Annotated in this window: 10 protein-coding genes; 1 reads left to right on the top strand and 9 read right to left on the bottom strand. The window is 67.3% G+C overall.

The genetic code is table 11. The features are described from left to right. From AC1DS3_RS09625 to AC1DS3_RS09595, 7 genes are all read right to left on the bottom strand, one after another. Positions 1–1,337: DHA2 family efflux MFS transporter permease subunit (locus tag AC1DS3_RS09625; protein WP_477127076.1), on the bottom strand; the 1,337-nt coding region annotated here is incomplete at its 3' end. Positions 1,338–1,483: 146 nt separating this feature from the next. Further along, on the bottom strand, positions 1,484–2,434 hold the full coding sequence (locus AC1DS3_RS09620; RefSeq protein ID WP_477109153.1) for a cation diffusion facilitator family transporter: 951 nt from the start codon (positions 2,432–2,434) through the stop codon (positions 1,484–1,486). A gap of 57 nt (positions 2,435–2,491) precedes the next feature. Beyond that, positions 2,492–2,956 carry a DUF6691 family protein gene (locus tag AC1DS3_RS09615; RefSeq protein WP_441631578.1) on the bottom strand — a complete coding sequence of 155 codons (465 nt, stop codon included), beginning with the start codon at positions 2,954–2,956 and terminating at the stop codon, positions 2,492–2,494. An 8-nt stretch (positions 2,957–2,964) separates the two neighbouring features. Beyond that, on the bottom strand, positions 2,965–3,399 hold the full coding sequence (locus AC1DS3_RS09610; protein ID WP_441631576.1) for a YeeE/YedE family protein: 435 nt from the start codon (positions 3,397–3,399) through the stop codon (positions 2,965–2,967). Between the two features lie 14 nt (positions 3,400–3,413). After that, positions 3,414–3,734, bottom strand: a complete 321-nt coding sequence (locus AC1DS3_RS09605) for a metalloregulator ArsR/SmtB family transcription factor (RefSeq protein ID WP_441631575.1) — start codon at positions 3,732–3,734, stop codon at positions 3,414–3,416. Between the two features lie 96 nt (positions 3,735–3,830). Continuing rightward, positions 3,831–4,682: a universal stress protein gene (locus tag AC1DS3_RS09600; RefSeq protein WP_441631573.1), complete on the bottom strand. Its 852-nt coding sequence runs from the start codon at positions 4,680–4,682 to the stop codon at positions 3,831–3,833. A 166-nt stretch (positions 4,683–4,848) separates the two neighbouring features. After that, positions 4,849–5,538 carry a cobalt-precorrin-7 (C(5))-methyltransferase gene (locus tag AC1DS3_RS09595; RefSeq protein WP_441631571.1) on the bottom strand — a complete coding sequence of 230 codons (690 nt, stop codon included), beginning with the start codon at positions 5,536–5,538 and terminating at the stop codon, positions 4,849–4,851. Between the two features lie 241 nt (positions 5,539–5,779). Between AC1DS3_RS09595 and AC1DS3_RS09590 the strand changes: the two genes are divergently transcribed. After that, a complete protein-coding gene (locus AC1DS3_RS09590) occupies positions 5,780–8,347 on the top strand; it encodes a sensor domain-containing protein (RefSeq protein ID WP_441631569.1) in 2,568 nt (855 codons plus the stop codon). A gap of 50 nt (positions 8,348–8,397) precedes the next feature. Here AC1DS3_RS09590 and AC1DS3_RS09585 read toward each other — a convergent pair whose 3' ends face one another. After that, on the bottom strand, positions 8,398–9,855 hold the full coding sequence (locus tag AC1DS3_RS09585) for an NAD-dependent succinate-semialdehyde dehydrogenase (RefSeq protein WP_441631567.1): 1,458 nt from the start codon (positions 9,853–9,855) through the stop codon (positions 8,398–8,400). A 14-nt stretch (positions 9,856–9,869) separates the two neighbouring features. Next, a complete protein-coding gene (gene aptA, locus AC1DS3_RS09580; protein WP_477109152.1) occupies positions 9,870–11,240 on the bottom strand; it encodes an omega-aminotransferase AptA in 1,371 nt (456 codons plus the stop codon). Positions 11,241–11,261: the final 21 nt, after the last annotated feature.

Below are 11,261 nucleotides of genomic sequence, written 5' to 3'. Positions count from 1 at the left end.
CCCGCGAAGAGAAACGCCCAGCGAAAATCGCCGAGCGTAAAGTGCGGCACGTCGCTGGCCTCGCCGCGCAGCGATGCGGCAATCCTCAGCGACAGCGAGCCAAACGCGATGCCAAGGCCGATCGACATCTGCTGGGCAGCATTCCATAGCGTATTGGCGCTGCTCATCTGGTTTTGCGGGATATCGGCATAGGCCAGCGTGGCGAGCGTGGAGAACTGCATTGAGCGCGTCACGCCGTAGATAAACACCACGAACAGCACGATGGCGAGCGGCGTCTCGGGCGTGAGCAACCCGCACGCGACGATGAACAGGCTGGCGAAAGCCACGTCGACGATCGCGGTGGCACGAAAGCCGTAGTGTTGCAGCACGCGCGTGGTCAATGCCTTCATGCCGAGGTTGCCGAGCGCGCTGGCTAGCAGCAACAGCCCGGAGCGGAACGCGGACAGCCCGAAGCCAACCTGGAACAGCAGAGGCATCAGGTACGGCACCGCCCCGATGCCGATACGGGTGACGGACCCGGTGATCACGGTGACCGAGAACGTCGGCACGCGCAGCGTCGTGAAATCGAGCAGCGGATGCTCGCGCCCCGCTGCATGGCGCACGGCCAGCACGCCCAGGGCGACGCCAGCAGCCACGAAAGCGCCCGCCGTTGCCAGGCTGGAGCCTTGCTGGCTGGCCAGCTCCGTGCCGTACAGCACGAAGGTGAGCGTGGTCCCGCTGAGCAGGAAGCCAACGATATCAAGCGGCTTGGGCTCGCTCGCGCGTTCGTTGCGGATCATCATGAAGGTGGCGATCAGCGCGGCAATGCCGAATGGCACGTTAAGCAGGAAGATCCAGCGCCAGGAGGCGTAGGTGGTGATGAACCCGCCGATGGGCGGCCCCACCACGGGCGCCACGATGGCCGGCCAGGTGATGGTGGAAATGGCCTTGATCAATTGGCGCTTATCCGTGTTGCGCACCACGATCAGCCGACCGACCGGCACCATCATCGCGCCGCCAATGCCCTGCAGCACGCGCGCCGCGGTGAACGCGAACAACCCGTTCGATGCGCCGCACAGCACCGAGGCCACCGTGAAAACAACGATCGCCCCGCCGAACACCGTCCTTGACCCAAAGCGATCAGCGATCCAGCCACTGATCGGGATAAACACCGCCAGCGCCAGCATATAGGCCGTCATGCCCAGGCTCAGGTCATTCGGCCCGACCCCGAACGACCGCGCCATCTGCGGCAACGCAGTAGCGAGCACGGTGGTATCGAGGTACTCCATGAAGAAGGTAGCCGCGACGAGATAAGGCAGGAATCTCATCGACGATGACTGGGTTTGCGTGTGGTCCATGGAGCGGCGGGTGCGGGGGATGCGGGTCTGCGCGGCGAAGCGGGCGGACCGCCTTTTTGCCACCGGAAAAGCCATTTCAAGCCAGGATGGCAATCATACCGGGCATCGGCAAAGGACGTTCGCCCACGCCCGGCCCCGCGCAGCCGTCATGCCGCGCCTGCGCGCGCCGGGCCCTCCGCCTGGCGCTGCGGCACGCGCACCGGGTCGACATGGGTCATCACATTGAGCACGTCCTGAATCTGCATGGCGGCAAGGCGCGCCTCCACCGCAATACGGTGCCCTGCTTCGACTGTCATTGCGCCATCGATCTCCAGATGCACGTCGACCAGGATCGCGTCGCCCATCTTGCGGGTCTTCAGGTCATGCAGGCCCAGCACGCCAGGCGTGGCCAGCATGGCCTGGCGAATCGCCTCGATGCTCTGCGCGTCCACGGCACGGTCCATCAGGTCATGCAGGGCATCCCAGGAGAACTTCCAGCCCATCCTGGTCACCATCAGGCCGACCACCAGCGCGGCCACAGGGTCGAGCATGTGGTAGCCAAGCAGGTTGCCGCCGATGCCCACGGCGACCACCAGCGACGATGCCGCATCCGAGCGCGCATGCCATGCGTTGGCAACCAGCATGCTGGAGCGCACGCGCTCGGCCACGGCAAGCATGTAGCGGAACAACGATTCCTTTGCCGCCAGCGCGCCCAATGCCACCCATAGCGCGACACCCTTGACCGGCTGGATCAGATCGGGATGCTCCAGCTTTTGCACAGCCGACCACAGCATGCCGACGCCGACCGCGAGCAACAGCAGGCCGATCGCCAGCGAGGCGGCGGTCTCGAAACGCTGGTGGCCGTACTGGTGGTCGGCATCCGCGCCCTTGCGGCTATGGTGGCTGGCAAACAGCACGACAAAGTCCGAGACCAGGTCGGAGAGCGAGTGAATGGCATCCGCGATCAATGCCTGGGAGCCGGCCACCACGCCCGCCACCAGCTGCATGCAGGTCAGCAGGATATTCACGGCCACGCTCACCCAGGTGCTGCGCCGCGCCGCCTGGTCCCGGGCGGGCGTTTCTACCTCGGCCTCGTCGATGACCTCATCAGTTCGCATCGATGGATGACTCCTGTTGTCCGGCTCACGTCCGGTTTATGTCCGGTTTATGCTCAATTAGCGTCCGGTCAATGCCTTGCCGGGTAAAACGCGGCCGCGTCCGAGCCATTCCAGCCACTCGAACAGCGCCATTCCGGCCAGCATGGCCAGCACAAAGACTGCGCCTTGCCATGCGCCCGCGCCCAGCAGCACCAGCGCCGGCCCCGGGCAGATCCCCGCCAGCCCCCAGCCCACACCGAACAACAGGCTACCACCAAGCAAGCGCCGGTCAATCCGGCGCGACGCCGGCAGCTGCATGGGCAAGCCCAGCAGCGAGACGGCACGCCGCCGGGCAATGCAGAACGCCACCACGCCCACCGCGATCGCGCCGCCCATCACCAGCGCCAGCGAGGGATCCCAGCGCCCGGCAAGGTCGAGGAATCCGAGCACCTTCTCTGGATTGGCCATGCCGGCCAGGATCAGCCCGAGGCCGAATACCAGGCCAGAGGCCAGCGAGATCAGCAAGGAAGAAAGGCGGTTCATGTCGCTCCTCATGCGCCGAGCAAGTGCCGTGCGACAAAGACCGTCGCAAAACCGGCCCCCATAAAGGCCGCTGTGGCCGCCAGCGAGCGTGGCGAGAGCCGCGATAGCCCGCAAACGCCATGCCCACTGGTGCAGCCCGCGCCGTAGCGGGTACCCAATCCCACCAGCAAGCCGGCGACGGCCAGCAGGCCGGCGCCGGCATGGACCCGAATCTCCGGCAGCGCGCCGAACAGGCGCCAGAGCAGCGGTGCCGCCAGCAGGCCAAGCACAAAGGCGATACGCCAGCCGGCTTCCGCGCGCGTTGGCCGCAGCAAGCCACCAATGATGCCGCTGATGCCCGCGATGCGCCCGTTGAGCAGCACGAGCGCGGCGGCGGCCAGTCCAATCAGCAGGCCCCCGCCCAGCGCGGACCAGGGCGTGAAGTGTGTCCAGTCAATGATCATGGCCAGTGGCTCCTTCATTCAGTGGGGCAATACAGGGCGTAAAGCGTTTCGAGCACGGCCAGCACCCGCGCATCGGCAACCGCGTAGAAAATCCGCTTGCCGTCGCGCCGCGTGTTGACCAGCCCTTCCGCGCGCAGCACACCGAGTTGTTGCGACAAGGTGGGTTGGTGGATGCCGAGCAGCGCTTCGAGCTCGCCCACCGACATCTCGCCCTGGCTGAGCTGGCAAAGCAGCAGCAGCCTGTCTTCATTGGCGAGGGCGCGCAACATGGCGGTGGCGTCGCCCGCGGCGGCGCGCATCGCGTCCAGGCTCAGGGAGGGAGAAGCCGCTTGCATGGGTTCGGCAAAGGCCGGGCGAGACCCCGGCCTGCTAATCAATATACGGTCGAATATTATATCAAAAAGTATATTGATTCCAGTCCAGGCCGACCTTCAATGCGACATCAACACCGGAATGCCGGCGTGGCGCATCAGGGTGCGGGTGGTGCCGCCAGTGACCAGTTCACGCAACCGGGCGTGCCCATAACCACCCGCCACCAGCAGGTCGGCCTGCAAGTGCCGCACCGCATCGAGCAATAGCTCGCCGATCCCGTGGCTGCCTTGCACGGCGTGCATGACGCTGGTGACGCCCTGGCGCGCCAGGTGATCGCGCAGGCCGGCGTGCGCGCCGGGCACATCGGGCATGCCGTGGGCCGCCGAGCCGTCATGCGTGCTGGACGCCGCCACCACGGTGACACGCTTGGCCAGGCGCAGCAGGGGCATCGCATCGGCCACGGCCCGGGCGGCTTCCCGCCCACCATCCCATGCAATGGCCACATGCTCGCAGGGCAAATGCCGCACGCCCGGCGGCACCAGCAGCACCGGGCGGCCAGTGTTGAGCAACACATATTCCGGGGTCTGCGCCACCAGCACGGGAATGGTTTCCGGCCCGGGCAGGCGGGCCAGGACGACCACGTCCGCCACCCGCCCTTGCTGGACCAGCGCCCAGCCCACGTCGTCCTCGATGACCCGGTGGGTGAAACCCACGCCGGGCGCCGCTTCGCGCATGGCCCGATGAAATGCAGCGCTGGCTTCGGCGCCCTGCGCCAGCAACTGGCGCCGGGCCAGTTCCGCGTAGTATCCCGCCTCGTCGCCCGCGCCCCGGAACGGCTCCAGCCGCATGCCGGTGGCCGTCACCCCGATCACATGGCCGGCCGAGCGCTGCGCCAGTTCCGCAGCCAGGTTGACGCGATCCGCACAGCCGGGATCCGCTCCGAGTTCGACCAGCACGGTCTTGAAATCCATGATGTTTTCCCTCCGGTCTGGAGACCCCTGCACACGGTTGCAGGCGTTTTTTGCGACTATCCGAAAATGGACTCTACTCCGTGCGCGGAGCAGCGCAAGCGGGCAATGCGGGCGAATTGCGGCAGATCAATGCCGAGAGCCTGCCCCGCGCGGCCGGCGCGCGGAGCTACGCAAGCGGCGGCAGATCGAGCTGGCTGGCCATTGGCGCCAGCGCACGGATCAGCATGATGCTCATATCAGTGAACGCCAGCGTGCAACTGGCCAGCGTGCCACACCAGTGCGCATCGGCCAGCGTCAGGTTCTCCCAGACCTCGACCGGATGCTCGGGCGGCACGCCCTGCGCCACCAGCCAGGCGGCGATATCGCTGGGCATGAAATCCCATGGGCGCGGAATCACGATGGCGTTGCGCTGGTCCGCCAGCACGTGCACCAGATGGCGCTTGAACGGCTCCAGGTCTCCGCGCCGGTGAAAGGTCAGGAAGGTGGTCTCGTCAAAGCAAACCTTGCCGCGCGCGGCCAGCACCTGGGCCGAAGAGATGCCGGGCACGGTATCCACCGGATGGCCGCATGCCCGCTCGACCCGCTCCAGGTACTGGAATCCGCTGAAATGCATGTCGCCCATGAACAGCACCACGCAGCGCCGGCCGCCATGGTGCTCGGCGGCAACCCAGGCGAGCCGCTCCACCTGGTCCTGGTATCCCATGGTGACCACCCGGGCCGCCGCCGGCACCAGCGGCCGGATGACGTCGATGACCGTGTCGAAGCCGGCCACGATGTCGGCGCCACGGATCAGGTCCGCCACGCCGTGGGTCAGGAAGTCGAGGTGCCCGGGGCCAACGCCGGCGCAGATGATCATGAAGAGTCCCGCTTCGATCGATGCAAATGGGGACGGCGCGCGCATCGCCCCGTCAAGACAGGGCGCGATTATGCCAAGCCATCGGCGCGCGAGGCGGGCGCCGGGGGCCGCCTCGCGCAAAAAAAAGTACTTCAGGATCCAGCCATGGATGCCGATACCTGCTTCAGAGCCGAGTCAATGTCCCGCGAGCCCTACCGGGCAAGGCAGGCATTCTCGGTCGTTAGCGACGTTTACCTCACTCATGCCAGATAGAGACAAAGCGCTCAGCATAGCCGACCCCCATCAGTTGTTCCGCAATTCGCTCGAGCAAGCCACCGACGCCGTCTTCATCCTGAACGCGGACAACAAGGTGATCTTCCTGAACGCTGCTGCGGAGGCACTCTATGGCGCATCCCGTACGCAGGTCTTCGGCATGAACGTCGAGGCGCTCGTGCAAAAGCTGCCGGATGCCGACGCGAAGCGCGCCCAGCCCTTGCCCGCCGTCCAGATCCTGAGGCCGGATGGTGAACTTCGCTTTGGCCATGTCGCGGAATCCAGCACCCGCCTGGGCGACGTTACGCTGCGCACGCTGCTGGTCAAGGTGCCCAGCCACCAGGATGCCAGCCGCGACGATCACCCGCTGCTATCCGTCATTGCCGACGAGATCGACAGCGCCGTGCTGGTGGTCGATGCCGACTGGCACATCGTGTACGCCAACGCCGGGCTCACGCGCATGCTGGGCTACAAGCCCAGCGAGCTGACCGGCAAGACCCCGCGCGAGATACTGGCCGGCGAGTTCACCGATCCCGGCGTGATGCAACGCTTGCATGCCCAGCGCTCATCCCCGGGCGGCGAGCGCCACGAGGCCCTGGTGTATGCGCGCAACGGCAGCGCGCTGTGGGTCTGCGCCACCGTCCGCCATCTGGTCAGCGCGACTGGCGACCGGCATCACGCCATCGTCATCCTGTCCGACATCACCCAGCAGCGGACCTACGAGATGCTGCAGCGAAAGGTCCTGCAAGCCATGGTGATGGAGCAGCCGCTGCCCGCCGTGATGGAGTTGATCTGCGAAGAAGTACAACGGGTGGCACCCTCCGTGATCGCGTCCGTGCTGCGGGTGGACGCCGACGGGCGCATGCACCCGCTGGCCGCGCCCGGCCTGCCGCCCGAGTATTCGGCCGCGCTGGACAGCCTGATCATCGGGCCGTCCGTGGGCTCCTGCGGCACGGCCGCCTGGCTGGGCGAGCCGGTGGTGGTCAGCGATATCGCCAACGATCCGCTTTGGGCGGATTTTCGCGATCTTGCCCTGCCCCTCGGCCTGGCGGCATGCTGGTCCTATCCGATCAAGGCCAGCGATGGCCGCGTGCTTGCCACGCTGGCCTTCTACTGCCGCACCGTCCGCCGGCCCGACGCCTTCCATCAGCAGCTGGCCGAGGTATGCGCCTCGCTGTGCAAGCTCGCGTTCGAGCGCGAGGAAGCCGCCGAGCGCATCCTGCAGCTCGACCACTACGACTCGCTGACCGGCTTGCCCAACCGCAGCCTGCTGCAGATGCAAGCCAGCACCCTGCTGCTCGCGGCGCGCTCGGCCGGCACCACGCTCAGCGTGCTGTTCGTCGACCTGGACCGCTTCAAGCATATCAACGACTCGCTCGGCCACGTCGGCGGCGACAAGCTGCTGCGCGAGGTTGCGCAACGCCTTAGCGCGCACGCCGGGGATACCGCGCTGGTGGCGCGGCTGTCGGGCGACGAATTCGCACTGGTGCTGCCCGACAGCGACCGCACCCAGACCATTGCGGCGGGCAAGCGCATCCTGGCCGCGCTGCGCCAGCCGCTGCGCATCGACCACGCCAGCATTGCCCCCTCGGCCAGCATCGGCATCAGCATGTTCCCGGCCGACGGCGATGCGCTGGACTACCTGCTGCACTGCGCCGAGATGGCCATGTACGACGCCAAGGCCGCCGGGCGCAACCTGTTCCGCTTCTTCAGCATCGAGATGAACTGGGCCGCCCAGGAGCGCCTGGCGCTGGAGTCCGCGCTGCGCGACGCCCTGCTGGCCGAGGAGCTTCACCTCAACTTCCAGCCTCAGGTGTTCCTGCGCGATGGGCGCCTCTATGGCCTGGAGGTGCTGGTGCGCTGGCACCACCCGCACTTCGGGATGGTGTCGCCGGACCGCTTCGTGCCACTGGCCGAAGACAGCGGCCTGATCGGCACGCTGGATCGCTGGGTGCTGGAGCAATCGTGCGCGCAGCTAGCTGCCTGGCGCCGGGAAGGGCTTTCCGTACCCACGATCTCCGTCAATATCTCGCCCGCCAGCTTCCGCGACCCGGGGCTGCCTGCGCAAGTGGCCGAGACCCTGGCCCGCCATGGGCTGCCCGCCCAGGCGCTGGTGCTGGAAATGACCGAAGGACTGCTGATGGAAGACGACGCGGGCCTCGCCGCCACCGTTGCCGCCATCCACGCGCAGGGCGTGCGCTTGTCCATGGACGACTTCGGCACGGGATATTCCAGCCTGGGGTACCTCAGGCAATTGCCCGTGCACCAGCTCAAGCTGGACAAGAGCTTTGTGATCGACCTGGAGAGCGATGCCGCCGCCCGCGAGCTGGCCAGCGCCGTCATCCGCATTGGCGACAGCCTGAAGCTCGCGGTGATCGCCGAAGGCGTGGAAAACGAAGCCCAGCGGCGCTTCCTGCTATCGCAGGGATGCCATATGGGGCAAGGCTACCTGTTCTCGCGCCCGCTGGATGCCCTGGCGGTGGCGAAATGGATCGCCGCGCCGCAGGCGGTTGAGCGGCAGCCGGCGGAACATGGGGAGCGACATTCACGGCGCTGAAGGAAGAAGCGGGGCAGCGCCCCGCTCCCGACCTACCGCAAGCGGACCCGTCAATCGAAAGCCAGGCTGACGGATTTGGTCTGCAAGTAGGCGCCTAGCCCCTCGCTGCCCCCTTCGGACCCATAGCCGCTGTCCTTGACGCCGCCAAACGGCGTTTCGGCCACAGCCACGCGTGCCGTATTGACGCCCACCATGCCGGCCTCCAGCGCCTGCGCAGCCCGATGCGCGGTCTTCAGCGAACGCGTGAACACATAGGACGCCAGCCCGAACGGCACACTGTTGGCCAGCGTGATCGCCTCGTCGAAGCTAGCAAAACGCTGGCAAGCCGCCACCGGGCCGAACGGCTCCTCTTGCAGGATGCGGGCCGTCGTGCCACCCACGCCATGCAACACGGTCGGCGCAAAGTAAAAACCATCCCCGGCAGGCAAGCTCCCGGCCGGGCACACCTCGGCGCCCTGCGCCAGCGCGTCATCGACCAGCGCCTGCAATTGCGCGGCGCGGCGCGCATTCGCCAGTGGCCCCATCTGCGTGGCACCGTCCGAGCCAGCGCCAACGCGCAGCCCGTGCGCATAGGCCGAGAGCCGCAGGACGAAAGCCTCGTACGCCGGTGCCTCCACCAGAAAACGCGTGGGCGCGGTGCAGACCTGCCCGGCATTGCGGAATTTTGCGCTGCCTGCCTGCGCCACCGCCAGGTCGAGATCGGCGTCGGCGAACACTAGCACCGGCGCCTGTCCGCCGAGCTCCAGCGTGGCCGGGATGTTGCGCTGTGCGGCCTGGGCCGCCAGCAGCCGCCCGACGGCGGTTGAGCCGGTGAACGACATCTTGCGGATCGCGGGCGAGGCCAGCAGGCGCGAGGCGATGGCGGGCGCATCGCCACAAACCACGTTGAGCACGCCGTCGGGCAGCCCGGCGTCCTGCAAGGCGCGTGCAATCGCCAGCGTGGACAGCGGGGTTTCTTCCGCCGGCTTGATCACGCAGGTGCAACCCGCGGCAAGCGCGCCCGCGATCTTGCGCATCGGCGTGAGGGCCGGGAAATTCCATGGCGCGAAGGCGGCCACAGGCCCGATGGGCTCGCGCGTGACCATCTGGCTCAGGCCGCTGGCGCGGGCCGGCACGATGCGCCCGTAAGCCCGCAAGCCCTCCTCCGCGTACCACGCCAGCACTTCGATGGCGCCGCGCCACTCAGCCCTGGCCTCCGCCAGCGGCTTGCCCTGTTCGCGCGTGAGCGTGACGGCGAGGGACTCGGCCTGCGCGCGCAGCAGGTCCGCCGCCGTACGCAGGATCACCGCGCGGTCCTGCGCGCTACGACTCTTCCAGCCGGCAAACGCACCCGCGGCTGCCGCAGCTGCGCGGTCCACCTGCGCGCCCGAGGCCCCGGCGAATTCATTGAACACGTTGCCGCTGGCAGGATCCGTCAGCACAAAGCCACCGGCTTCGCCGCGCACCCATTCACCGGCGATCAGCATTGGCACCCCGGCCGCTGCCCGGTCCTTTGTCATTGCATCCATGGACATCTCCCCGCTTACAGGGCCTTGAGCACGTCGCCCAGCGTGGAGAACAGAGTGTCGATCTGTGCCTCCTCGATGACCAGCGGCGGCGACAGCACCATGATGTCGCCCGAGGCGCGGATCAGGCAGTTCTTGTCCAGGCAAGCCAAGTGCGCTGCATAGCCACGCTGCCCGGGCTGGCCGGCCAGCGGCGCCAGCTCAACCGCCGCCAGCAGGCCAATATTGCGGATATCCACCACATGCGGCAGCCCCTTGAGGCTGTGCGCCGCGTCGGCCCAGCGCTCGGACAGCTCGGCGGCGCGGGTGAAAAGCCCCTCGCGGCGATAGATGCCTAGTGCCGCCAGCCCCGCCGCGCAAGCCATTGGATGGCCGGAATAGGTATAGCCATGGGGCAGCTCGATGCTGCCGGCCGGGCCGTGCATGAAGGCGTCGTACACATGGCTGCGCACTAGCGTGGCGCCCATCGGCACCGCGCCATTGGTCAGGCCCTTGGCACTGGTCAGGATATCGGGCACCACGCCGAAGGTCTCGGACGCGAAGGCCGCGCCAACCCGGCCAAAGCCAGAGATGACCTCATCGAAAATCAGCAGGATGCCGTGCTTGTCGCAGATGCTGCGCAGCCGCTGCAGATAGCCGACGGGTGGCACCAGCACACCGGTGGAGCCCGACACCGGCTCAACAATGACCGCGGCGATGGTGGACGCATCGTGCAGCGCCACGATGCGTTCGAGCTCATCGGCCAGGTGGGCGCCCCACTCGGGCTGCCCGCGCGAGTAGCCCATTGCCTCGCGGTTGTAGGTATGCGGCAGGTGGTCGACCCACGGCAGCAAATTGCCGTAGGGCTTGCGATGGCCGGCGATGCCGGACACCGACAGCCCGCCGAACCCCACCCCATGGTAGGCACGCTCGCGGCCGATCAGGCGCACGCGCTGCGGCTCGCCCCGAGCACGGTGATAAGCCAGCGCGATCTTCAGCGCCGAGTCCACCGCCTCCGAGCCGGAGTTGGAGAAAAACACATTGGAGAAGCCCGCCGGCGCTTCGGCGATCAAGGCCTCCGCAAATTCAAAGGCCAGCGGGTGGCTCATCTGGAACGACGGCGCATAGTCCAGCCGGTACGCGGTGCGGGCGATGGCATCGACGATCTCGGTGCGACGGTGGCCGGCGTTTACGCACCACAGCCCCGCGATGCCGTCCAGCACGCGGCTGCCGTCGGGGCGGATGTAATACATGCCGTCGGCCTCGGAGAACAGCTGGGGCTGCTGCTTGAAGCGGCGGTTGGCGGTAAAGGGCATCCAGTAGGCGTCCAGCGAGCCACTGGGAGAACGACCGGGCTGGGCGGCGGCCGTGGCAGGAAGGGAATCGGGCAATACGGTCTGAGCGGACATGGGCGGCGTCTGGGTGGGCGA

The sequence above is a fragment of the Cupriavidus sp. 01L46 genome (genome assembly GCF_056399905.1).
The sequence above is the reverse complement of the archived record's forward strand: the minus strand, read 5'-3'. Positions and strand labels throughout refer to the sequence as shown.

What these genes read in the sequence shown, in the direction of transcription:
- AC1DS3_RS09590 (WP_441631569.1), top strand. Translation starts at nt 5,780, where the DNA reads ATGCCAGATAGAGACAAAGCGCTCAGCATAGCCGACCCCCATCAGTTG.
- AC1DS3_RS09610 (WP_441631576.1), bottom strand. Translation starts at nt 3,399, where the DNA reads ATGATCATTGACTGGACACACTTCACGCCCTGGTCCGCGCTGGGCGGG.
- AC1DS3_RS09615 (WP_441631578.1), bottom strand. Translation starts at nt 2,956, where the DNA reads ATGAACCGCCTTTCTTCCTTGCTGATCTCGCTGGCCTCTGGCCTGGTA.
- AC1DS3_RS09585 (WP_441631567.1), bottom strand. Translation starts at nt 9,855, where the DNA reads ATGGATGCAATGACAAAGGACCGGGCAGCGGCCGGGGTGCCAATGCTG.
- aptA (WP_477109152.1), bottom strand. Translation starts at nt 11,240, where the DNA reads ATGTCCGCTCAGACCGTATTGCCCGATTCCCTTCCTGCCACGGCCGCC.
- AC1DS3_RS09620 (WP_477109153.1), bottom strand. Translation starts at nt 2,434, where the DNA reads ATGCGAACTGATGAGGTCATCGACGAGGCCGAGGTAGAAACGCCCGCC.
- AC1DS3_RS09600 (WP_441631573.1), bottom strand. Translation starts at nt 4,682, where the DNA reads ATGGATTTCAAGACCGTGCTGGTCGAACTCGGAGCGGATCCCGGCTGT.
- AC1DS3_RS09605 (WP_441631575.1), bottom strand. Translation starts at nt 3,734, where the DNA reads ATGCAAGCGGCTTCTCCCTCCCTGAGCCTGGACGCGATGCGCGCCGCC.
- AC1DS3_RS09595 (WP_441631571.1), bottom strand. Translation starts at nt 5,538, where the DNA reads ATGATCATCTGCGCCGGCGTTGGCCCCGGGCACCTCGACTTCCTGACC.